The following is a 24,100-nucleotide window of genomic DNA, read 5'->3' as shown; positions in this document are numbered from 1 at the left end:
TTATTCTTTTAACCTGATTCGATTTTTATAGACCTCTTCCCCTTCAAGATACACCTTAATATAATAGCGTTGTTTGGGAAGGTAGGACAGGTTAAAGTTCAACGGTCCTTTACTAAAATTATAATAATTGTGCTGTTCTAAAATTTTAGATTCATCCTCCTGATCTACGATCAACACTTTTATATCTGCAGGGATATTGCAAAAATAATCTAAGGTAATTGGACCATCGGTTCTTGCGGGGAAAACGGCTATGGACGGCGTATTGTCCAATAGGTATGGCATGTCATTGCGCACGGCAAAATTATAACTGATATGGCTTCCGAAATCCGATTTAAATTGTTTTATTGCTCTACCGAGAGAATCCAGTAATTTTACCTCTCCTCTGCCATCTTTGGCTTTAAACCAAAATTCCAAACCATCTCCGGCCGTATCATTAAATTTAAAGTTGAAATGCCCGGGTTTTAGCCTTACCGTATCCCTATATACCCTATTCGGCTTCATATCTGTACTGTCTTTTTCAAAAAAAACATCTCCAAAACTGTTCTTTAGGGTATAGGTATTCTGATCCGGTTTAAAATTGGATTTATAATAAACAATGATGGTTTTCGGTAAAATATCGGGGCGTTGGTAAGTAGACCGCCCTATATTATCGGCAGAAAAGGCATCCTTCCTTCCATTAGGTTTTTCCAATACGACATGAAACTGTGCGGTTTCTTTTAGACTGAAAACTTCTGTAGGCAATACTATTAAGGCTTCTTCACCGAAAGCGATATGTCCAACCCATGGGTGTCGTTTTGGTCTTTCACCTTCCAAATGGTAAACGATATTCAATGTTTTGAGCGGGTTACTTCCATTGTTCTTCACACGAATTACCGGCAGTCCACCAAACGGATTTTTTCTTCTGTGGGTCATCCGGGAGGAGGGCTGTATAATATCGACCAGCGTAACATCATTTGCGGCATTAGCCGCTTCATATTCAACAACAAACGCACTTATCAATTCCATGGCACTTGGATTTTCCGTTTCGTAAGGTTCCATGTTTATATCTATTGTAAACGGTTCTCCCGAAACTGTAGGCAATAGCAACTCGTCAGGTTGAACCAAATACCCCGGGCACCAATTTGCACGATCGAAAATCCAGGTCCCTGCCTGTGGAAACAGGGGATTGTCCCCACATTCCATCCACAAATCCTTACGGTCTACTAAGGTACCATTAAAAACAATATCACGGTATTTACTACAAAACTCACCACAGCCATTGGCATCCATACCATGACCGGTTTGATGGATCTTGATCTTTGAAAAATCGGTTTTGGGATCAGCATTTATGGTTACCGGGATCAAATGATTTTCGATGGGGTCGTCTGCATACCCGTATTTATAGTTGTCGTCATACATTTTATGAATCGCAATTGGAGTGGCAACAGGTGTTCCATAGGTGATTTCAAAATCTACCGTCACCATCCAACCTCGGGTCTTATTATCTTCATAGCCTGTGTGTATGTAATCAATCTCTACCTCATCTCTCAGGATCAGACTAAAATCAGTAACATCAACTCGCCATTCGAAACCCCAGTCCTTTTGAAAAAATCCACCATAAGGCGTTAACATACGTGCAATTTCATAAACGGTGGAATCGTTTTTTTGACGCGCCCTAATATGGTCTACGTAATCCCAATCCGCACATCGTATTGTATCCGGGCACTGAAATTTTAAGTTTAATACAATGCTTCGAATAGCTTTATGCTTTTCAGGAAACATCGCCCAGCGCTTATAACTATTTCTTCCTTTTGAGGGATCTGTTACAATGGTTTCCTTATTATGAGAAATGACGTGGACTTTTTCCTGGGCATGAGCATAGCCCATAACATATAGGCTAAAAATTAAAATCCAAAAGGGCCTCATTCTGATGCTTATTTATTAAAAAATGTATGTATTTGAACATCGGCAAAATGACGAAACATTTCCATAACACCACAATACTTTTCCACTGATAAATCGACCGCCTTTTGTAATCTTTTTTCATTTAAATTGTTCCCGTAAAAATGAAAATCTACAGTGACTTTATCATAGTATTTTGGATGCTCATCTGTTAAATTGGCGTGAATTTCGATCTTAAAATCGTCAACATCCAATTTCATTTTTTTAATCAAGGCAGCAACATCCAATCCGGAACACCCAGCTAAACCGGAAAGCATCAATGCCTTTGGTCGATATCCATCACCCTTGCCTCCACTTTCAGGTCCCGCATCAATAAAGAGATTATGGCCGGACGGATTAGTACTTTCAAATTTCATGTTCCCTTTCCAGGTGGTGGTAATATGATTTGCCATTTCGCTGAGGTATTATAAATTAAAATGCGTCTCAAAAATACTATTTAAAAATAAATTGTACGCATATTGGGTGATTGACTCGTCCCAATTGATAAAAAATGTTTTGAGATGTATGAACGCCATGTTCTATCGCATTCCAAGGTGGAAAGAAAAAGCTGAATTTCATCGTTATCGGGTCTAAGGCTTACCGCCAACACAAATCACAATTTCTCCTTTTGGCGGATTATTCTCATAATGGTTCAGAACTTCCTTCGCTGTCCCTCTGATGGTCTCTTCATACAGTTTGGTCAATTCGCGCGACACCGATAAGGGTCGTTCCTCACCAAAATACTCACAAAATTGTCTGAGGGTTTTAAGGAGTTTATGAGGGGATTCATAAAAAATCATAGTTCGTGTTTCTTCAGCCAGCAGTATGAGGCGTGTCTGTCTTCCTTTTTTAACAGGAAGAAATCCCTCGAACACAAATTTATCATTGGGTAATCCGGAGTTTACCAAGGCAGGAACAAAGGCGGTGGGTCCGGGTAAACACTCCACTTCGATCTCATTTTCAATACATGCCCTTGTAAGGAGAAATCCCGGGTCTGAAATAGCAGGTGTGCCTGCATCGCTAATCAATGCAAGCACCAATCCTGATTTTAATTTTTGCAGAATTCCGTCGATAGACTTGTGCTCATTATGCATGTGGTGCGATTGCATCGGTGTGGAAACATCGAAATGTTTTAAAAGCTTCCCTGAGGTTCGTGTATCTTCGGCTAATATTAAATCGACTGTCTTTAAAACCTCAACAGCCCTCAATGTCATGTCCTTTAAGTTCCCAATTGGTGTTGGTACGAGGTATAGTTTACTCACTAAATTATACTTTTAATTTAATTTTAAATTTATTTAGTAGTGCTACAATAGCAATGATCAAAAATGAAAACAATAAGGATTTGATTAAACCAACATAGCCATCAGAAACACCTTCAAGCATATCCAATAGCCCTGTCATGACAAGAACAGGGTAAATAAAATAAGGCATAACATAACAGGTTAAGGTATTTGTTCCGGCAATTTTTATGGGTCTTGCCCATGCTGTGATCTTTAACTTATCTATGATCAGGTAAAGTACAAAAAAACTCAAAGCGCTGATCCCAATGCACACGGATGTCCATGAAGGTGTGGCCCTGATTTTTGAAAATCCGCCCCAATAATCTCGCAACCAAAAACCATATATAAGGGAACCCACACCAAGTAGTACGAGCCCAATGATAAAAAGGTATTCTTTGTTGGCTTTTTGATATTTGAGAAGCAGACTTCCCGCAAGCATTCCAGCACAAACTGAAGCATGCATGGATGCACTAACCACCAATTTAAATGGAGGTTGTCCAAATACCGAAGTAAATTCCTGAAGATTCAATATCTGGAAAACAATAAAGATTAAAATGAGGTACATGATATGTCTGCCAAGGTACAGATAAATGATGGTGTTCACTAAATAGGCCCATCCTATCAGACCTAAGATACCCCACCAATGTATTTTCATCCACTCAATCTGATTTTCTGAACCGCCCTGATAAATAACGGCCAAACCAATAAACAACACAACACCCACTATTCGCAGTAGCATGATTCTTTTTTCTCCAATGTGCTGAAACGATTTATAATACATCCATACCAAAAATATAGCGACAACCATAAGGATTTCCCAAAAGTGTTTACTGATTATCAGGGCCTGGGGATTGATGAATTCAAAATTAACCATGAAGACGCCCATTATAATTAATGCCAATGTTCTTTTAAAAACATGCTTTAAAATAAATGTGCTGCTCTGAAGTTTATCTTTTCGCGATGTTACAGCAAAAGGAATGGACAAGCCTACGATGAAGAGAAACGCCGGGAAAATAATATCTGAAAACCCAATGCCATCGACATGAGCGTCTTTGTGCTTTAACCATTCGGGGACATTGGTCAAAGACCATAAATCATTGACAAATATCATTAGGAACATGGTTAATGCTCTAAAGACATCAACAGAAGCTATGCGTTTAGATCCGAAACTAATTTGACCGGGAGTGCTACTTTTACTCAAATTTACTTTCAACAATTTCCATAAATCGTGTTTCGAACTCTTCCTGATTATCCCAATTATTGTAGTCGGGTTTCACTATGTCGTCGATGAACCGCTTGGCATCGGTATAGGTGCCGATGGTATTTAATTGTGAAATGACCCGGTCGTAGTCTTCGATCTTTCCGTCGAATAAGTGTTTAATGAAGGCAATTTTATCATTGAGACCAATATTCAAACGCCCCAATTTCATTTTATCATTCAATGATTTTTTATCATGAGAAATCCCATTGCTGGATTTGGAAACCGGATCGAAGACTGGCGTCTCCTCAAAACCTGCCGTAATATCCTCTAAATTGGTCTTATGTACCTTCTTTTCTGGAATAGCCTCTTCGAATACAGTATCAATCTCATCGACATTATCAGGCATATAAGACACCATGTCTTTGATCTTGTTCATAACGGGCTCCATAATGTCATCCTCTTCAACTTCATCTAAATTGATGTATATTTTGTCTTCAACCTCAATGGTGTCGCTGACTTTATTGTTAAAAGCCGTATCCAGCATATCAAAAAAAGAAGAGTCACTTCCAATAGTTGGAATATCGTCTTCAAAGTTATCATAAGCAAACTTGAGTACGGTTAATTTCTCGTATAATGCAGATACCTCAGCATGCATTTTAATCACATTTTCCTTCCCTTTTAATTTTAAAATCCTATGGGCTATACTTATCAACTCAGACTCAAGCTTCTTCTTCATTATTTTTTATTTTTTTATTTTAAAATTAATGCCCATTAGGCTTTTGATTTTTAATAAATTTACGCCACCTTTATACAAACGTATCAAGGCTTGATTTTAGTGTTAAATTTACAAAATGTTTCTTGAAAATACCGTAAATCCTAAAGAACAATTTGGCTGGATTGAGGTCATATGTGGCTCTATGTTCTCTGGTAAAACAGAGGAACTCATCCGCAGGCTTAAACGTGCCCAGTTTGCGCGTCAGAAGGTAGAAATTTTTAAGCCTGCCTTAGATGTGCGCTATGATGAAGACATGGTGGTCTCTCACGATGCCAATGAAATTCGTTCCACACCCGTGCCCGCTGCGGCAAATATTCCTATTCTGGCTGACGGTTGTGATGTGGTTGGTATTGATGAAGCCCAGTTTTTTGATGATGAAATTATTCGTGTCTGCAACGACTTAGCCAATAAAGGGGTGCGTGTTATCGTGGCCGGGTTGGATATGGATTTTAAAGGCAACCCATTTGGACCCATGCCGTATTTAATGGCCACTGCCGAATACGTGACTAAAGTGCATGCCGTCTGCACAAGAACGGGCAATTTAGCACAATACAGTTACCGAAAGGCAAAAAATGACAACCTTGTATTTTTGGGAGAAGTCGAAGAATACGAACCATTGAGCAGAGCCGCTTATTACAAAGTGACCATGCGTGATAAAATACGCAATATGAAGGTAAACGATGCCGAAGAAATTACCTCTAAAACGAAGCAATCGGATGCCTAAAGCACAAGAAACTGTCCTTGAAATAGATTTAAGGGCCCTCAAACACAACCTTGAACATCTTAAATCTAAATTACAAGAAAGGACAAAGTTTCTAGCTGTTGTGAAGGCCTTTGCCTATGGGAGTGAAGCCTGTAGAATTGCGCAACACCTGGAAGCACTCCATATAGATTACTTTGCGGTGGCCTACGTCAAGGAAGGTATTGTATTGAGGAAAGCAGGAGTAACCACACCTATTTTGGTACTTCACCCACAGACAGCAAATATTCCTGAACTCATTGCATTCGACCTCGAGCCCAGTCTGTATAATGCAAGAATTTTAACCGCTTTCGTAGAGCAGGCCAGGGCGAAACAGCTACGTGACTATCCGGTTCACATAAAATTTAATACCGGATTGAATAGATTGGGCTTTTCTGAGAAGGATGTGGACTCTATTTTATCAAAGCTAAAAACCCGCGCTGTTAAAGTGACATCCCTTTTTTCTCATTTGGCGGCCAGTGAAGATCTGAATGAAAGGGAATTTAGCCTGCAACAAATAAAGGAATTTAAAGGCATTGCCAAAACATTCAATCGGCACCTGGATTATACACCCATGTTGCACATGTGCAATACATCGGGCATCATAAATTATCCCGAGGCGCATTTCGATATGGTGCGTTCCGGAATTGGTCTATTCGGCTACGGAAACTCCAAAACAGAAAGTGCCCAGCTCAAACCCATTGCTACTTTAAAAACGATCATCTCACAGATTCACTTCATAGAAAAGGGCGAGAGTGTTGGATACAACAGAGCGTTTCAATCGGAATCCGTGACAAAAACTGCCACTTTACCCATTGGTCATGCCGATGGGATTTCGCGAATTTATGGACATGGCAAAGGATTTGTAAGCATTAATGGACAAATAGCTCCTATTATTGGAAATGTGTGCATGGATATGCTGATGATTAACATTTCGGGTATCGATTGCGAGGAGGGCGATGAAGTGGTTTTGTTTGGTCCTCATGCAACTTCTGCGGAGACCCTGGCTGAGTCAGCCAATACCATTTCGTACGAATTAATCACGGGCATCTCACAACGCGTTAAGCGTATGATCATTGAATAAGTTTTTAACATTTGTTAATTATCCTTCTTTTTTAGCTATTTTAGTATTGTACTAACTAAAATTTAAAATTATGCTTAAAGAATTTAAGGATTTTGCAATGAGGGGCAATTTGGTAGATATTGCCGTTGCTTTTGTTATGGGTGCCGCTTTTAACAAAGTGGTGAGCTCCTTTACAGGAGGTATTGTTTCTCCATTGATTGGACTCATATTCAAATCGGATTTTAAGGATCAGAAATGGATAATTACAGAAGGAACCGCAAATGATGCCGGAGAAATGGTGGGAGAAGTAGCTGTATTATGGGGTGATTTCTTAACCAATACCATAGACTTTATTATTGTAGCCTTTGTAATGTTCATGCTTATAAAAGGCATCAATAAAATGAAGAAGAAGGAAGCACCTGCTCCGGAAGCACCTAAAGGTCCTACTCAGGAAGAATTACTCGCTGAAATTAGAGATTTATTGAAAAAGTAACATCCTGTTAAATAAACAACATTGTGTTATTTGTTGTTAAAAAGCCTTCGTTTTAAAAAAAATGAAGGCTTTTTATATGACCAATCGTATAAATATTGTCTAATTTTGTCGCTCGAATTTTAAATTAAAACTCATGAAAGTAGCTGTTGTTGGAGCGACCGGTATGGTTGGAGAAGTGATGTTAAAAGTATTGGAAGAGCGCAATTTTCCGGTAACAGAACTCATCCCTGTGGCTTCAGAGCGTTCTGTTGGTAAAATCATTTCGTTTAAAGGAAACGACTATACCGTTGTTGGTTTGGAAAGGGCAGTTGCCATGCAACCCGATATTGCCTTATTCTCTGCAGGCGGTGGCACTTCCCTGGAATGGGCTCCTAAATTTGCCGAAGCGGGCACTACGGTTGTTGATAATTCATCGGCCTGGCGTATGGACCCCACCAAAAAACTGGTGGTCCCGGAAATTAATGCCAATGTACTCACGAAAGACGATAAAATAATTGCCAACCCCAACTGTTCTACGATTCAAATGGTTATGGCTTTAGCCCCACTACATAAAGCATATAAAATGAAACGCGTTGTGGTGTCTACCTATCAATCAGTTTCCGGAACCGGTGTGAAGGCGGTGCGACAACTGGAAAATGAAATAGCGGGTGTTGAAGGAGAAATGGCTTATCCCTACCCCATAGGGAGAAATGCCTTACCACATTGCGACGTCTTTGAGGCAAATGGGTACACCAAGGAGGAAATGAAATTAGCCCGAGAACCTCAAAAAATTATGAATGATAATACCTTCTCCGTATCAGCAACAGCGGTAAGAATTCCAACTGCGGGAGGACATAGTGAATCTGTAAACGTTGAATTTGAAAACGACTTTAATTTAAACGATGTCCGTCGCCTGTTAAGCAGTACGCCGGGGGTTGTTGTTCAGGATAATACCGAAACGAATACCTACCCTATGCCGATATACGCTCACGATAAAGATGAGGTTTTTGTGGGTCGCATCAGACGAGACGAATCACAGCCAAATACCTTAAACATGTGGATCGTTGCCGATAACTTGCGGAAAGGTGCAGCAACGAATACCATTCAAATAGCAGAATATCTGGTTGCAGAGCATTTGATTTGAAAAACGGAGTGTCTGTATCTAAATCCTCAGGACTTCTGGAGGCGTTTCAGTTTCTTCTCCGGAAAGGATTAAATGTGCAGCCAATCTGTTACAATTTAAGCGGTCAAACGATTTACTTTTAAAGTCTACTTTTAATCCTGATAGATAAAATACATGGCATCGTCCGAAGTCGCCTTCCTTAAAATAGCCTGTGCAATGTACTCGCAGACCAGTTTCTGACCTTCAAAATTTATGAATTCGATAGTATCTTCGGGCGTATGGTATTGCGGGTGTGCTCCGGTATGCATGCCAAGGACCGAAATGTTCTTTTTATAAAAGGACACGTGATCCGAACCACCAACCGAACCCGCATGTACTATTGGTGATACCCCCAGTGACTCCCCTAATGATTTCATAAATTCAACGCCTTTAGGAAAAGTTCCCGCTCCATTCATATAGACGTGTTTGTCAGCATTCATCCGTCCAACCATGTCCATATTTATCATCAATTTTATTTGTGTTAAACGCACAGGAGGGTGTTCTACAAAATACCGGCTCCCCAGGAGGCCCTGTTCCTCTGCGCCAAAGGCTACAAAAACAACACTTCTTTTGAGTTGGTCCTTTTGCGCCATAATATATTCAGCGATCTCCAATAAAGCTGATGTTCCACTGGCGTTATCGTCAGCACCGTGATAGACCACCCCGCGCTGATCTGATTTGGACGACGGGCCACCGAGTCCTAAATGATCATAATGTGCCCCTAATAGGATAACCTCTTTTTTTAAAACAGGGTCATTCCCCTCAACAAACCCAATAACATTACAAGTCTTGTCCTCTTTCTCAGGCATCCCCTTGTCTACTCTGATTTTGGCGTCAAACTTTTGCTTAAATCCCCTTTTAAAAGATCTAAGTCCCATTGCCTTAAATTCGTTTTTTATATAGCGAACAACTTGCCTGTTCGGATGTCCCCCCGGAGCACGACCCAAGTTTTCGTCAGAGCTTAGAAACACGATATGCGCTTTAAGTTCCTCAACTGTAATTTCTCCCTGGGAGAACACATTTAAATAATAAAGACAACATAACCCCAGTAAAATATATTTTGAATCCATAAGCGTTTAATATCAATAATCCCAACCCAAAGATATTGAATAAACATCTGTTAAATCAAACCATTATTTAATACTTCAAAATCATTTGCTTATTTTTGGCACGTTTTTAACCTTTATTCCTTAATACGGGTTTACTAAAAAATTGCAAAATGAAAATACTAGTAATTGTTTTTTTTACAGGTATTAGTTTAGTCTCCTGTAAAAACCCTCTAAACGAAAAAACATCCAATCTTGTGACATATCCGGTAACTAAAACTGTAGATACGGTAGACACCTATTTCGGTGTGGAAGTGAAAGACCCCTATCGATGGCTCGAAGATGACAGAAGCGCCGAAACCGAGGCCTGGGTAAAAAGCCAGAATGTGGTGACTTATGGCTATTTAGAAAAGATTCCTTTTAGAACTGAGTTAAAGGAACGTTTAAAAAACCTATGGAATTATGAAAGAATAAGTGCGCCCTTTACTGAAGGGGACTACACGTATTTTTCGAAAAATGCTGGTCTTCAAAACCAAAGTGTCTATTACAGGAAAAAAGGAGAGGATGGAGAAACCGAACTCTTTTTAGATCCCAACACGTTTTCCGAGGATGGGACCACATCGCTTGGCGCCATGAGTTTTTCAGACAATGGCAAGCTTATGGCCTATTCGATTTCTGAAGGGGGTAGTGACTGGAGGAAAATAGTAGTCATGGATGTGGAAACGAAATCGCTCATTGAAGACACCCTGGTTGATGTTAAATTCTCTTCGATCTCCTGGTATAAAAACGAAGGGTTCTATTATTCAAGTTACGATAAACCCAAAGGCAGTGAGCTCTCTGCCAAAACGGACCAACATAAGATCTATTACCATGAATTAGGTACAACACAGGATCAGGACCAGCTCATTTATGGCGGTGCACCTGAGGAGAAGCACCGTTATATTTATGCCGGAGTTACCGAGGATAACAGGTACCTCGTTATCACACCCCGAAACTCAACGACGGGCAACAAATTAATTATAAAAGACCTCACCAACCCCCAGAGCGAGTTTGTCAGCATTTTAGACGATACCGAAAGTGATTCCTATATCTTAGATACCCGGGGGAGCACCTTGTTTATTGTCACCAATTTAAATGCGCCCAATAAAAGAGTGGTATCTGTAGATGCCTCAGATCCCGGCCCTGAAAATTGGACGGACCTCATCCCGGAAACCGAGAATGTCCTGACCCCTTCTACCGGAGGTGGCTACATTTATGCGCATTATATGATCGATGCCAAGTCTCAAGTCAAGCAATACAGCTACGATGGTACCTTTGTCAGAGATATTAAACTCCCGGGTATTGGAACAGCCAGTGGATTTGGAGGCAAAAAGGAAGAGAAGACGGATTATTTCTACTTTACCAACTACATAACACCCACAAGTATTTTTAAATTTAATGTTGATACCGGGGAATCCGTATCCCACTGGAAACCGGGTATTGCATTCAACAGTGATGAATATGAAAGCAATCAGGTGTTCTACACCTCCAAGGATGGTACTAAAGTCCCTATGATGATAACCCATAAAAAAGGCCTGGATCGCAATGGCAAAAACCCGACAATACTCTATGGCTACGGTGGTTTTAACATCAGTCTTACCCCGAACTTCAGCATAGGAAACGCCGTTTGGATGGAACAAGGTGGTATATTGGCCATCCCCAATTTACGCGGAGGTGGAGAATATGGTAAGGCATGGCATACGGCCGGAACAAAAATGCAAAAGCAAAATGTGTTTGACGACTTTATTGCGGCGGGTGAATATTTAATAGAGAACCAGTATACCTCATCAGATTATTTGGCCATAAGGGGTGGATCCAATGGCGGTCTGCTCGTGGGAGCGGTCATGACACAACGCCCTGACCTGGCTCGTGTGGCATTGCCCGCTGTCGGTGTTCTGGATATGTTACGCTATCACACCTTTACAGCCGGTGCAGGATGGGCCTATGATTATGGCACAGCTGAAGACAGTAAAGAGATGTTCGAATATCTAAAAGGGTACTCCCCTGTTCACAACGTAAAAGAGGACGTAGAATATCCGGCGACCTTGATCACAACGGGCGATCATGACGATCGGGTGGTTCCTGCACACAGCTTTAAGTTCGCCGCCGAACTTCAAGACAAACAATCCGGAGATCATCCCACTTTAATACGTATTGAAACGGATGCAGGTCATGGAGCCGGGACTCCTGTAAGTAAAACCATTGAACAATATGCCGATATTTATGGATTTACACTCTATAATATGGGCTTTCGTATTTTACCCAGTAAAGCGGATGACTTTAAAGACTGAGGCAGCCATTTATGAGGATCATTAAGTCATGTTAAACGTAAAAGACCTTTCGTTCTCATATCACAAGGCTCCGGTATTAACAGATATTTCATTCCAATTAAACAGTGGCGAAACGCTGGCTGTAATTGGAGAAAGTGGTTCGGGAAAGAGCACATTGCTCAAGTTACTTTACGGTGAATACGATTTAAACAAAGGTCATATTTTTTGGAAAGATGTTGAAATTCTGGGACCAAAATTCAATCTTATTACGGGGCCTGATTTTATGAAGTATGTCGCACAGGAGTTTGACCTGATGCCTTACACCTCCGTTTCAGAAAATATTAGTACTTTTCTTTCTAATTTTTACCCGGAAGAGAAAGCCAATCGCATAAAAGAACTTTTGGAAGTTGTTGAACTCACCGAATATTCCCAGACAAAGGTTAAGTATTTGAGCGGTGGCCAGAAGCAACGTGTAGCCCTGGCCAGAGCTTTGGCAAAACAACCCGAAATAGTATTGCTGGACGAACCCTTTAGCCATATCGACAATTTTAAAAAACAATCCCTGCGCCGGAGTCTGTTCAGTTTTTTGGAGAAAGAGAACATTACCTGCATCGTTGCCACACACGATAAAGACGATGTGATTTCCTATGCCCAAAAAATGATCGTATTGGATGGGACAAAACTCATTGCCAACAATACCCCTGAGACCCTTTATTCAAATCCAATTAATAAATTAGTGGCCTCTTTTTTTGGTGAATTCAATGTTATTGACGGACAAATTATATATGCTAACGCGTTGAAAGTGGTTCCAAAATCAGAGTTAAAAGCTACTGTCGAACAATCTTACTTTAAAGGACATTACTATTTGATTAAAGCCCAGTTAAAAGGAAAAACGGTATTCTTTGAACACCCATCTAAAATTAAGCCACAGTCGCAAGTCCATCTTTCTATAGACCGCAGATGAATTACAGAACGGCGCGTATTTCAAAGTGTTGTTCCCGGAATGCAATCGTATCACCAGTGGTTTTACCCATAAGCAGTCGACCTATTGGTGCATGAGGAGAAATGGCATAGTACTCTGTATGCTCTAAACGTATTTCCCCTAAACTGATGGCTAGGAAATAATTCATTCTGTCCGTAATGACCACACTGCCTAAGCCGATGGTCTGATTCGTTCTGTTTACATCAATTTTAGACAAAATATGCTGCGTCTTTTCAACTTCGGCCAGTTGCCGTCCCACGTTCTCACGTTCCAACTGAATCATCGCACGACCCGTTTCATGCTTGTCTCCGGCACTGCTCTTGGTTTCGGAAAGCAGAGCTTGATCCAATTCGAAAATAGTGGCCTTAATCGTGTTCAACCTGGTCTGTATATCAGCGACACAAAGCTGATACAATTCTCGTTTTATGTTTAAGGATAAATTAGTTGTCATTATACTTTAAGTTTCCATAGAAGCCCATCTGTTTCAGGATCCATGTTTTTCTGTGGTGTATGTATTGCGTGGCAGGAACTGCCTTATAATGTCTTGGGTTAGGCAATATGGCTGCGATTGCGGCGGCCTCATCACGGGTTAATTTCGACGCAGCTTTGCCAAACCAATACCGCGAAGCAGCCTCGATACCATAAATACCATCGCCCATTTCCACAGAGTTCAGGTAGACTTCCATAATACGCTGTTTGTTCCAAAGCAACTCAATTAAACAGGTGAAATACGCTTCCAATCCCTTTCTTAACCAACTTCGCTGAGGCCATAAGAACACATTTTTAGCCGTTTGCTGACTAATGGTGCTCCCACCTCGAATGGACTTGCCTTTATTGTTATCCTTCATGGCCTTTTCAATAGCCTTCAAATCAAAGCCATTATGACTCATGAAATTCTGATCCTCAGAACAAATAACTGCAAGTTGTATGAATGGTGATGTCTCCTGAAGCGGTATCCAATCATGCTCCCATGTTGATTGCCTTTGAGAAGCAGGCGTTTCGAGATATCGAATGATCATTAAAGGTGTAAAGGGCACAGGTATCCATTTAAACAGAATAACTAAGGCGATGGACAGTATGAAAAACCATAGCATGCATTTTAACAACAACCGAAATACCCTTTTTAGCATATCAATCCAATAAACCTGCGAGTTCCTGACCCACCAAACTCCCTATGGCAACGCCCATACCGCCAAGACGCACACCACAATACACATGATCGCCCAAAGCCTTTACAATGGCCTTTTTCTGTTGCCCAATCCCCATAATACCACTCCAGCGATGTTCTATTTCGAAAGGAACACCGGGTATTATAACGGTTTTTAATAGGTCTTCTAATGTATTCTGAATCCGTTCGGTCTCCTCAAATTCCATGGTTTCCTCTGTTTTGAAGTCCAAATGCCTGCCTCCGCCGAATAAAATTCGATCATCTATGTTCCGAAAGTAGTAATAGCCCCTATCCATATGAAACGTGCCCTTAATATGAAAATTTTTAATAGGTGTGGTAATCAAGACCTGGGCTCTGGCAGGATGGACCTCCTTTATGTTCAATGTCGATGCAAAACCATTTGTTGCAATAAGTAATTTAGAGGTAGAAAATGTAAAAAGATGGGTTTTCACCTTAACCGCATTACGATCCTCAGAAAATGCTTCAACCGAAACGTTATTCAATATTTTAATGCCCTCTGTTTGGGCCTTCCGCAGTAACGCCGCCATCATCCTACCGGTATCAAGCTGTCCTTCGAAGGGATTAAAAATGACCCTATTGTTTATTTTTTTAAAATGAAATGTGTTGTCTTTCAGATGGAATATTTGTGCCTTGAATATAGGAAAGAGCAATGTATTGATCGCCTTTTGATTTGAGATGCAGGCTTCAAAAAGAGATGCATTGGATTTGGTAAAAAGCTCATACCCCCCAAGCTGATGGTAGTCAATAGCGCCATCGCCTAAAATTTGCCTGAGTAAATTTAAACCTTCAACACGTTTTTTAACCAGATCGAGGACGTCCTGTTCCGAATGCGTTTTAAGATCTTCTAAAACCTCACTCAAACTACCAAAACAGGCAAAACCTGCATTTTTAGTACTTGCGCCTTGTGGTAGAATCCCTCTCTCCAGAATTAAAATATTAGCTTTAGGAAAACGTGATTTTAACGACAAGGCACAATTCAACCCAACGATACCACTCCCTACAATAGTGAAATCTACGTTGGTAAGCCATGACTTCATTTCCCAATAGGATAGATTCAAAATATTCGTTTTTGCTTATTGTAAAAATAGTGAAATTCTGTTTCAAAGTCAGGTTAACATCCCAATAGCGGAGAGGCCTTTATCTTAGTAATGCCAGCACAAAAATACCGCACTGGGTAAACCCAGCTTTGGCGAGGTAGTATAACCGTCTAAAGCCCGGACTCCGGTTAGGTTGACAACAGATCAAAAAAAACTCCGAAATTACTTTCGGAGTTTAAAACTGTATTAGGCATCGGTTCGCTTATCCATGACAAAAGTTTCCATGAATTTGGTCGTATAATTACCCGATAAATAATCGGGGTGGTCCATTAATTGCCTGTGAAATGGAATGGTTGTTTTTATGCCTTCAATCACAAACTCATCCAGTGCACGCTTCATCTTACTAATGGCTTCCTCTCGGGTTTGAGCGGTGGTAATTAACTTGGCAATCATAGAATCGTAGTTCGGCGGAATGGTATAACCGGAATACACATGGGTGTCCAGTCTTATACCGTGTCCTCCCGGAGCATGGAGTGTGGTGATCTTGCCTGGCGATGGTCTGAAACCGTTATAGGGGTCTTCGGCATTAATTCGGCATTCAATGGAATGCAGGTTAGGTGTATAGTTTTTACCTGAAACCGGCACCCCGGCCGCTACCAATATCTGTTCACGTATCAAATCAAAATCAATGACCTGTTCGGTTATGGGATGTTCAACCTGAATACGTGTATTCATTTCCATAAAATAGAAGTTACGGTGCTTATCCACTAAAAATTCAATGGTTCCCGCGCCTTCATATTGAATGTATTCAGCCGCCTTTACCGCTGCTTCTCCCATCTTTTTTCGTAATGCTGAAGTCATGAAAGGTGAGGGTACCTCTTCAGTTAATTTCTGATGACGACGTTGAATGGAGCAATCCCTTTCCGATAAATGACAGGCCTTCCCTCGGGAATCACCCACGACCTGGATTTCTATGTGCCTTGGTTCCTCGATGAGCTTTTCCATGTACATGTCGTCATTACCAAAGGCAGCCTTACTTTCCTGTCGTGCAGAATCCCAGGCCGCTTTTAGGTCTTCTTCCTTCCATACTCCTCGCATCCCTTTACCGCCGCCTCCTGCACTCGCCTTAAGCATGACAGGGTAGCCCGTTTTCTTGGCTATTTTTTTACAGTCCTCGAAATCCTTTATTATACCGTCGCTCCCTGGAACACAGGGCACACCGGCTGCTTTCATCGTGGCTTTGGCATTGGCCTTATCACCCATTCGATCGATCATTTCAGACGAAGCACCAATAAATTTTATACCGTGATCCTCACATATTTTCGAGAATTTGGCGTTTTCAGACAAAAATCCGTAGCCCGGATGAATCGCATCTGCATTGGTGATCTCTGCGGCAGAAATAATATTAGACATCTTCAAGTAAGATTCCGTACTGGGCGGTGGACCTATACAAACAGCTTCATCAGCAAATTTTACATGCAAACTCTCTGCATCTGCCGTAGAATATACAGCCACGGTTTTAATACCCATTTCCTTACAGGTTCTTATAACACGTAATGCAATTTCTCCTCTATTGGCGATCAATATTTTTTTAAACATAACTATTGGATATTTAAAATCTCAAATTCCAAATTCCATCACATTGGGATTTGTGTTTTGGAATCTTAAATTTGGTTATGACGGATCTACTAAAAACAAAGGTTGATCAAATTCTACCGGTGAAGCATCATCCACTAATATCTTAACAATTTTTCCCGAAACTTCAGATTCTATTTCGTTAAATAGTTTCATCGCTTCAATAATGCACAATACATCACCCTCGGCAATGGTTTGTCCCACCTCAACAAATAAGGGTTTATCGGGAGATGGCTTTCTGTAGAAGGTCCCGATTATGGGCGACTTAATTGTAATGTATTTCGAATCGTCTGATGCCGGGGCCTTTTCTGCTGCTGGTGCTGCAGGTTCAGCTGCAGCGGGTGCGGGTGCAGGTGCTGCTACTTGTTGTACTTGTGGTATGGCAGCGGCAGGTACCTGATGTACGACAGTGGCATCGGAATCACCAGCTGTTTTAATGGTAATTTTAATATCGTCCATTTCAAGCTTAACCTCACTTGCCCCTGACTTTGCAACAAATTTAATTAGGTTTTGAATCTCTTTAAGTTCCATAATTTACTTTTTTGGTAATTGGTTATGTAGTTTAATTATAGGCCCACTTCAAATAAATGGCTCCCCAGTTAAATCCGCCACCAAAGGCGGCAAAAATCAAATTGTCTCCTCTTTTAAGTTGGGGCTCATAGTCGTGTAAAAGTAATGGCAAGGTCGCAGAAGTTGTATTGCCATATTTATGAATGTTTACCATGACTTTATTCTCATCCAAATCGATGCGCTGTGCAGTGGCGTCGATGATTCTCTTATTCGCCTGATGGGGCACCAGCCAATCTACATTGTCCTTGGTAAGCGCGTTACGTTCCATAACCTTGACCGTTGCATCGGCCATGTTGAACACCGCGTTTTTAAATACCGTTCGTCCTTCCTGAAATGCGAATTGCCCCCCCTGGTCTATGGCTTCGTGCGTTATGGGGTGTAGGGATCCGCCATAGGTGGCTTGCAAAAACTCACGCCCGGTGCCATCACTTCTTAAGTACTCATCTATCAATCCGAGATGTTCTTCAGTGGGCTCAAACAAAACAGCACCAGCGCCATCGCCAAAAATAATACAGGTCGCTCGATCCTTGTAGTTAATCAATGAGGACATTTTATCAGCACCAATCAGCAACACATTTTTATAGCGTCCTGATTCAATATAGCTTGCCGCAACAGACATTCCATAAAGAAAACTAGAACACGCTGCATCCATGTCGAAGGAAAATGCATTCGTTGCACCAATTTCAGCAGCCGTAAAGGCAGCCGTTGAAGCCGCTTTTAAATCTGGTGTTGCAGTGGCAACAATAACAAGTTCTAGGGATTTTGGGTCGATGCCTTTCTTATTGATGAGATCCTTGGCAGCTTGAATGGCCAAATAGGAGGTCCCTTTTCCTTCTCCTTTTAAAATTCGCCGTTCTTTAATTCCGGTGCGGGTCGTTATCCATTCGTCATTAGTATCAACCATAGTTTCAAGAATCTGATTGGTTAACACGTACTCTGGTACATAAGCACCTACAGCCGTAATTGCCGCGGAGATTTTACCCATAATTTTAGAGTTAAATTGACCAAAAATTTTATCAAAATCGGTCAAAAACGTTTAAAACTTGTGAAAACTACTAAATTTTGGCGTAATTCTACACAAATTTATTGTTTTTGTGATGCCTTGAATACCGTTCATAAAAAAAACGCCCACAAGTGAGCGTTTTAAATAAGACCGTTAATCGTTTATGCTAAGTTCTCAACTTCTTCAGAGCTGTCAATCAAAACCTGACCTCTGTAATATAATTTTCCCTCATACCAATGCGCTCTATGGTAAAGGTGTGGTTCTCCTGTCGTAGGGCATGTCGCAATCTCTGGCGCAGTTGCCTTGTAATGTGTTCTTCTTTTATCTCTTCTTGTTTTAGAGATTTTTCTTTTAGGATGTGCCATTATCTGTATTATTTATCCGTTAATAATTGTTTTAATGTATTCCAGCGCGGGTCTATATCATCCCCTTCATCCTGTCTCTCCTTATGAGAGTCTGGACTTAATTCCTCCAGTTTTTTGAGTATGTCCGAGCGTAAAGTACCATCTATTACTCCGGGATGGATTCTTTTAATCGGTACAGCCAGCACAATTAATTCGTAAATATATTGCTGAATGTTAATGTCGTGGGTCCCGTGAGGAATAATGAGTATATCAATAAACTCATCATTGAATTCGCTGCCAAACTTCACAACCAAATCGAAATCATTACGAATGCCCTGGTTAAAGGGCTCATTGGTAACATCACAATTAATATTGACATCACCAGAAACCTCGAAATGTAATTCAAGCAAGGTTGTTTTTTTATTTAAAATAACATTAACCTTAATATTTACATCATTAAAGTCTTCATACTCAAAATGTTGAAAGAACGCTTCGCTAATTTTATACTCAAAATGATGCGCTCCATCTTTTAATCCCACAAATGGGATCGTAAACTCTTTTAAAGGCTTCATTATCACATCTATTTTGAGCCTGCAAATATATAAATTTTTATTTATGCTGCCTTGGTTATATGTATTTTTTTCCTCAGGTCTTTTTATAAATCTTTTTTAAGGGGTTGGAGCTAAACACTTCATAATCACTCCGGTTCCTGAAGATTTTTATCGCCGTGTATAAGGCTTCTTTAAACGATCCCGCATCAGCAAGTCCTTTACCTGCAATTTCGTAGGCTGTTCCGTGATCGGGTGATGTTCTTATTCTATTAAGACCCCCGGTAAAATTGACTCCCTGTCCAAAAGATAAGGTCTTAAAGGGTATTAAGCCTTGATCGTGATAGACTGCGATAATAGCATCAAAATTTTTATAATTATCGTTGCCAAAAAAACTATCGGCCGCATAAGGCCCGAAAACCAATGTCCCTGATTCCTTTATCTGCTTTAAAGTTGGTCTCATTATGGTATCATCCTCATTGCCAATAACACCGTTATCTCCCGTATGAGGATTAATCCCTAAAACGGCAATTTTAGGTTTGTTAATGGCAAAATCCTTTTTAAGAGAATCGTGAACAATGGCAATTTTTTTCTTGATCAGTTCCGGTGTTATGTGCTGTGCTATATCCTTTAGGGGCACATGATCGGTAAGCAACCCCACTCTCAGGTCATTGGCCACCATAAACATCAAACTTTCACCCTTAAGCTGTTGCGCCAGATAGTCGGTATGCCCCGGAAAATTAAATCGGTCTGACTGAATGTTGTGCTTGTTTATGGGTGCTGTTACCAATACATCAATATAATTATCCTTCAAAGCTTTTGTAGCGCACTCCAATGACTTCACCGCATAGGTTCCGATAGTCACATCTTCCTGACCAAAATTAATGCTTACAGGTTCTCGCCAACAATTATAGACGTTCACCTTGCCTTCCTTGATATGATCTAAATTGTTGATGCTGTTAAAATGTATGGTCGAATTGAAATGCGTCTTCAGAAACCCCATGGTTTTAGCAGATGCAAAAATAACCGGTGTACACAGCTCCAGGCTTCTCTCATCCTCGAAGGTCTTTAAGACCACTTCTCCTCCGATACCGTTTAAATCGCCTATTGAAATTCCAACAATGATAGGTTTTGTATTCTCCATTAAAAGATGTGTTCTTTTATAATTAATTGCACAGGCAGACTTGCCTGTTTATTTATTGAATCTAAGTTTTCAAATGAAAATTTTTCACGTACTTTTGATATGGCAAATTTAACCAAATAAACAGATTTTCATTATGTTCACAGGAATTATTGAAGCCATTGGAACTGTAAGGCTATTGGAACATGAAAAAGGTAACCTGCACATAAGCATCGAGAGCAGTATCACTTCGGAGTTAAAAGTGGATCAAAGTGTAGCTCACAATGGCGTGTGTTTGACCGTTGTTCAGATAAAAGACAACATCTATACGGTCACCGCCATTAGCGAGACCCTTGAAAAATCCAATCTGGGTCGCCTAAAAGTCGGCAGTAAAATAAATTTAGAACGCGCTATGAAGCTGGGCGAACGGCTTGATGGGCATATCGTTCAGGGTCATGTCGACCAGATTGCCACCTGTACGCATATCGCATCTGCAAACGGCAGTTGGGTATATACCTTTGAATATGACAAAGCCTTCAACAACATAACTATTGAAAAAGGATCCATTACTGTAAATGGGGTGAGTTTAACCGTGGTGAACTCAAAAGCAGACACCTTCAGTGTGGCCATTATACCCTATACGTATGAACATACTAATTTTAAGACCCTGGAAGTGGGTTCGGTTGTGAATTTAGAATTCGATATGTTGGGGAAATACGTATCGAAACTGCTATCCGAAAAATTAAAGGAATAGAAGCTTATTTATTTCTAAATAACAGGACCTTTACACCATAAAAAAGACCCCCTAACAGAAGGGCAATCGTACTTACTCCTAAGGATAATCCCGGTGGCGGAACATCGGACGGCTGTGGCGGTGGCGGCACATCCTTTTGTGCGACGCACACCATACTTATTAATAAAAATAAGATAACGGTTAATATTTTCTTAGGTCGTGGTATCATGGGGTTGCTAATCTATAAAAAATACCATTTAACTCATATATTCTTAAAGTTATTTTATAAAAATACCCATCCAAATAACATGAAGTATCGATTAAAGGCAGTTTTTTTAACATTTTACCTTTAACAATTACATATTCGAATAAAACTAATCCCTTGCATTTACATTTTGCTCAACAAAGATATATAAATAACCTTATTTAACTAAAAAGAGAATTCTGTTTAAAACTATTTTCAACTTTTATTTATTGCACAATAATTTATGTAACTTTAAATTTATTCTAAACCTTAGAACATTAAGTAGGTATTCATTTTAATTCAGCTACACCATGCGATCAATTTTAACAATATGCTTTATTTTCCTTTTGTGTCATGCCTGTAAACAGCAGGATACCTCGATGGGAACTGATATTCCAAATCAAAAAGAGGTCTTACAGCTTACAGAGAAAGTGGCCAACTGGCAGATAGAAACTTTTGAAGACCAGGGTAAGTACAGGGCCCTGCCATCAACCAAAAGAGCCTGGGATAACAGGACGAAGCACCATGATTTGGACTGGACAAACGCCGCCCTGTACGCTGGAATGTTCGAATTGACCAAGGTCTCCACTTATCCAAAATACATCAATTGGTTGGTCAGCATAGGCGATAGAAATGAGTGGAACCTGCATCGACGCATGTACCACGCCGACGATCATGCCGTGGGGCAACTCTATTTGAGTCTGAATCAAAATATCCGATTAAAAAAAATAGCCTCCATCGTGCCCACCAAACAACGCTTCGATTCCATCATGACGAGTGAAGAAGGCCAAAAATACCTATGGGACTGGTGTGATGCCCTCTTCATGTCTCCACCGGTTTGGGCCAGATTAGCAAAGGTTACCAAAGACAGTACCTATTTACAGTATATGGATTCGCAATATAAAATGACCTACAACGAACTGTGGGATCCTGAAGAGCATTTATTTTACAGAGACAAATCGTTTTTCGATTCCAGAGAGAAAAATGGCAGCAAGGTCTTTTGGTCACGCGGTAACGGTTGGGTATTCGCTGGTTTGGCCCTTATGATTCCGGATTTACCGGAAGATTGGGAAGGCAGGGCCTTTTATGAAACGCTTTTTGTTCAGATGGCAGAGCGGCTTAAAGCGGTTCAGAGAGCAGACGGTACCTGGTCCGGTGGTCTTTTAGGCGATCCGAATGACTACCCCACCATTGAGACCAGCGGCTCCTCATTCTTTACGTTTGGCATGGCCTGGGGCATCAATAGCGGGCTTTTAGACAGGGAAACTTACGAACCCGTAGTATTCAAGGCATGGCACAGCCTGAAAAATTGCGTTAATGAAGATGGCATGCTGGGTTATGTGCAACCTATTGGTGCGGCTCCTGGAGAAAGTTTTAAAGACTATACCGAAGTTTATGGTATTGGGGCATTTCTGGCGGCAGGTTCAGAACTGTATACCTATCTCAATCGGTTTTATCCGTTGCCGAGAGACGAACAGCATGCTACCTTTATGAAGGACGGCGGATGGTGCTGGTACCAGGACCCGAGAGCACTTATTAGCCATGGGAAATTACTCATTGGTGGTTTAAGCGGACAAAGCGGTGATGTTCGTCTTGGGATCTACGATTTAAAATCGGCAAGCTTAGACAGCACCCTTGTACTGCATAAGGAACTTCAAACCGACGATCATAATGTGCCCGCCCTGTATAAACGCCCTGATGGTGGTGTTTTAGCAGTTTGGGCCAAGCACGGTTCAGAAAAGACGCATTATTATACTATTTCAGATCCGGATAATTATTTGCTTTGGGGCGATGTAAAAAGCTATGAACATGTTTACGATCATGAGAATGGCGTGACCTACATGAATTTATATCATATGGAAAATGAAGATCGGCTCTATAATTTTTATCGCGACGGATCGACCTTTAATCCCTTTTTCATCACTTCAGACGATCACGGTGAGACCTGGGGCAATCGCAGCCATTTTATTGCCAATGATATTGAAGGGTATCAGCGTCCCTACCCACGATACTATCAAATAGACCCGAATACGGTCGGCATTTCCTATACCGACGGACACCCGCGCCGCTATGGTAATAACCTCTACTATGCACAGTTTACAAACGGCACTTTTTACACTGCAGACGGGACTGAAATCAAACATTTGGCTGAAGGCCCTCTCAGGACTTCGGAAGGGGAAAAAATATTTGCCGGGAGTGATACCGATGTCAAATCCATTTTTACGGAGAGTGTCCCCCGGAGTGCCTGGACCTGTGCCATGGCCACTGACCAGAACAACCATCCGCACATGGGTTATTCGGTGTACCTGAACGATGCTGACCACAGGTTCAGAATGGCGTCATGGGATGGGCAAAGCTGGCACGATCGAGAGATTGCCTATGCGGGTAAATGCCTGTATAAAGTAGAAAGCAGCTATACTGGGCTTCTGGCTTTCGACCCGGAAGATCCTGAAAAGGTTTATATTTCTACCGACGTCGACCCCTCAACAGGAGCCGATTTGGGAGGTGTTCATGAAATATACGAAGCACTTGTTGGAATCGATGATGACATCAGCAGCATTGAATGGAAAGCGGTAACCTCCAATTCAAACTACCGTAACATTCGCCCCATTATTGTAGCCGATGAAGGCTATAAAGTACTCTTATGGCTCAACGGGCCATGGCATGACTATACCGATTACGATGCCGATGTTAAAGGCATTATTTTAGATAAACCGAATGCTTGAGA

At 41.0% G+C, this 24,100-nt stretch carries 24 protein-coding genes; 8 read left to right on the top strand and 16 right to left on the bottom strand.

What is annotated here, in order from left to right; translation table 11 throughout:
• From MR041_RS11890 to MR041_RS11870, 5 genes are all read right to left on the bottom strand, one after another.
• Window positions 1-1,866: a peptide-N-glycosidase F-related protein gene (locus tag MR041_RS11890; RefSeq protein WP_242094211.1), complete on the bottom strand. Its 1,866-nt coding sequence runs from the start codon at window positions 1,864-1,866 to the stop codon at window positions 1-3.
• A gap of 47 nt (window positions 1,867-1,913) precedes the next feature.
• Window positions 1,914-2,333, bottom strand: a complete 420-nt coding sequence (locus MR041_RS11885) for an OsmC family protein (protein WP_242094209.1) — start codon at window positions 2,331-2,333, stop codon at window positions 1,914-1,916.
• Between the two features lie 177 nt (window positions 2,334-2,510).
• Complete coding sequence (gene rsmI / locus MR041_RS11880) at window positions 2,511-3,182, bottom strand: 16S rRNA (cytidine(1402)-2'-O)-methyltransferase (protein WP_242094207.1); 672 nt, start codon at window positions 3,180-3,182, stop codon at window positions 2,511-2,513.
• 4 nt (window positions 3,183-3,186) lie between these two features.
• On the bottom strand, window positions 3,187-4,401 hold the full coding sequence (locus tag MR041_RS11875; protein WP_242094205.1) for a DUF5009 domain-containing protein: 1,215 nt from the start codon (window positions 4,399-4,401) through the stop codon (window positions 3,187-3,189).
• Window positions 4,394-5,137 carry a hypothetical protein gene (locus tag MR041_RS11870; protein WP_242094203.1) on the bottom strand — a complete coding sequence of 248 codons (744 nt, stop codon included), beginning with the start codon at window positions 5,135-5,137 and terminating at the stop codon, window positions 4,394-4,396. Before MR041_RS11870 ends, MR041_RS11875 begins: the two co-directional genes overlap by 8 nt.
• A gap of 115 nt (window positions 5,138-5,252) precedes the next feature.
• Between MR041_RS11870 and MR041_RS11865 the strand changes: the two genes are divergently transcribed.
• From MR041_RS11865 to MR041_RS11850, 4 genes are all read left to right on the top strand, one after another.
• Entirely contained in the window at window positions 5,253-5,900 is a 648-nt protein-coding gene (locus MR041_RS11865; protein WP_242094201.1) for a thymidine kinase, read from the top strand.
• Window positions 5,893-6,999 carry an alanine racemase gene (gene alr, locus MR041_RS11860; RefSeq protein ID WP_242094200.1) on the top strand — a complete coding sequence of 369 codons (1,107 nt, stop codon included), beginning with the start codon at window positions 5,893-5,895 and terminating at the stop codon, window positions 6,997-6,999. Before MR041_RS11865 ends, alr begins: the two co-directional genes overlap by 8 nt.
• Before the next feature lie 70 nt (window positions 7,000-7,069).
• Window positions 7,070-7,471: a large-conductance mechanosensitive channel protein MscL gene (gene mscL, locus MR041_RS11855; protein ID WP_242094198.1), complete on the top strand. Its 402-nt coding sequence runs from the start codon at window positions 7,070-7,072 to the stop codon at window positions 7,469-7,471.
• A gap of 133 nt (window positions 7,472-7,604) precedes the next feature.
• Window positions 7,605-8,594, top strand: coding sequence for an aspartate-semialdehyde dehydrogenase (locus MR041_RS11850; RefSeq protein ID WP_242094195.1), 990 nt, complete (start codon window positions 7,605-7,607; stop codon window positions 8,592-8,594).
• Between the two features lie 131 nt (window positions 8,595-8,725).
• Here MR041_RS11850 and MR041_RS11845 read toward each other — a convergent pair whose 3' ends face one another.
• The gene (locus tag MR041_RS11845) at window positions 8,726-9,682 is read right to left on the bottom strand and encodes a M28 family metallopeptidase (RefSeq protein ID WP_242094193.1); all 957 of its coding nucleotides are present in this window, start codon (window positions 9,680-9,682) and stop codon (window positions 8,726-8,728) included.
• A gap of 149 nt (window positions 9,683-9,831) precedes the next feature.
• Here MR041_RS11845 and MR041_RS11840 point away from each other — a divergent pair, with 149 nt between their 5' ends.
• Both MR041_RS11840 and MR041_RS11835 read left to right on the top strand, forming a co-directional pair.
• Window positions 9,832-11,988, top strand: coding sequence for a prolyl oligopeptidase family serine peptidase (locus MR041_RS11840; RefSeq protein ID WP_242094192.1), 2,157 nt, complete (start codon window positions 9,832-9,834; stop codon window positions 11,986-11,988).
• A 28-nt stretch (window positions 11,989-12,016) separates the two neighbouring features.
• Window positions 12,017-12,931, top strand: a complete 915-nt coding sequence (locus MR041_RS11835) for an ABC transporter ATP-binding protein (protein ID WP_242094190.1) — start codon at window positions 12,017-12,019, stop codon at window positions 12,929-12,931.
• A gap of 1 nt (window position 12,932) precedes the next feature.
• Here the strand turns inward: MR041_RS11835 and MR041_RS11830 are convergent, their stop codons facing one another.
• From MR041_RS11830 to pdxA, 9 genes are all read right to left on the bottom strand, one after another.
• Window positions 12,933-13,400 (bottom strand): GreA/GreB family elongation factor, encoded by a 468-nt coding sequence (locus MR041_RS11830; protein WP_242094188.1) that lies wholly within the window; start codon window positions 13,398-13,400, stop codon window positions 12,933-12,935.
• Complete coding sequence (gene mtgA / locus MR041_RS11825) at window positions 13,390-14,079, bottom strand: monofunctional biosynthetic peptidoglycan transglycosylase (protein WP_242094186.1); 690 nt, start codon at window positions 14,077-14,079, stop codon at window positions 13,390-13,392. The genes MR041_RS11830 and mtgA overlap by 11 nt, the downstream gene beginning before the upstream one ends.
• Before the next feature lies 1 nt (window position 14,080).
• Entirely contained in the window at window positions 14,081-15,196 is a 1,116-nt protein-coding gene (locus MR041_RS11820) for an NAD(P)/FAD-dependent oxidoreductase (protein WP_242094184.1), read from the bottom strand.
• 225 nt (window positions 15,197-15,421) lie between these two features.
• On the bottom strand, window positions 15,422-16,774 hold the full coding sequence (gene accC / locus MR041_RS11815; RefSeq protein ID WP_242094181.1) for an acetyl-CoA carboxylase biotin carboxylase subunit: 1,353 nt from the start codon (window positions 16,772-16,774) through the stop codon (window positions 15,422-15,424).
• Window positions 16,775-16,849: 75 nt separating this feature from the next.
• Window positions 16,850-17,341 (bottom strand): acetyl-CoA carboxylase biotin carboxyl carrier protein, encoded by a 492-nt coding sequence (gene accB / locus MR041_RS11810; protein ID WP_242094179.1) that lies wholly within the window; start codon window positions 17,339-17,341, stop codon window positions 16,850-16,852.
• A 31-nt stretch (window positions 17,342-17,372) separates the two neighbouring features.
• Window positions 17,373-18,365 (bottom strand): beta-ketoacyl-ACP synthase III, encoded by a 993-nt coding sequence (locus tag MR041_RS11805; protein WP_242094177.1) that lies wholly within the window; start codon window positions 18,363-18,365, stop codon window positions 17,373-17,375.
• Window positions 18,366-18,544: 179 nt separating this feature from the next.
• The gene (gene rpmF / locus MR041_RS11800; protein ID WP_242094175.1) at window positions 18,545-18,748 is read right to left on the bottom strand and encodes a 50S ribosomal protein L32; all 204 of its coding nucleotides are present in this window, start codon (window positions 18,746-18,748) and stop codon (window positions 18,545-18,547) included.
• Window positions 18,749-18,756: 8 nt separating this feature from the next.
• Window positions 18,757-19,299, bottom strand: a complete 543-nt coding sequence (locus tag MR041_RS11795) for a YceD family protein (protein ID WP_242094173.1) — start codon at window positions 19,297-19,299, stop codon at window positions 18,757-18,759.
• 73 nt (window positions 19,300-19,372) lie between these two features.
• A complete protein-coding gene (gene pdxA / locus MR041_RS11790; protein ID WP_242094171.1) occupies window positions 19,373-20,419 on the bottom strand; it encodes a 4-hydroxythreonine-4-phosphate dehydrogenase PdxA in 1,047 nt (348 codons plus the stop codon).
• Window positions 20,420-20,552: 133 nt separating this feature from the next.
• On the opposite strand from pdxA, the gene MR041_RS11785 reads away from it, so the two are divergent.
• Window positions 20,553-21,149, top strand: coding sequence for a riboflavin synthase (locus MR041_RS11785; RefSeq protein WP_242094169.1), 597 nt, complete (start codon window positions 20,553-20,555; stop codon window positions 21,147-21,149).
• Between the two features lie 4 nt (window positions 21,150-21,153).
• On the opposite strand, the gene MR041_RS11780 is transcribed toward MR041_RS11785, so the two are convergent.
• Complete coding sequence (locus MR041_RS11780; RefSeq protein WP_242094167.1) at window positions 21,154-21,357, bottom strand: hypothetical protein; 204 nt, start codon at window positions 21,355-21,357, stop codon at window positions 21,154-21,156.
• A 326-nt stretch (window positions 21,358-21,683) separates the two neighbouring features.
• On the opposite strand from MR041_RS11780, the gene MR041_RS11775 reads away from it, so the two are divergent.
• The gene (locus MR041_RS11775; RefSeq protein ID WP_242094165.1) at window positions 21,684-24,098 is read left to right on the top strand and encodes a glycoside hydrolase family 88 protein; all 2,415 of its coding nucleotides are present in this window, start codon (window positions 21,684-21,686) and stop codon (window positions 24,096-24,098) included.
• Window positions 24,099-24,100 lie beyond the last annotated feature (2 nt).

The sequence above is a fragment of the Aestuariivivens sediminicola genome (genome assembly GCF_022662015.1).
GTDB classification, from domain to species: Bacteria; Bacteroidota; Bacteroidia; order Flavobacteriales; family Flavobacteriaceae; genus Aestuariivivens; species Aestuariivivens sediminicola.
Note: the sequence above shows the minus strand (reverse complement) of the source record. Positions and strands in the feature narration are given on the sequence as shown.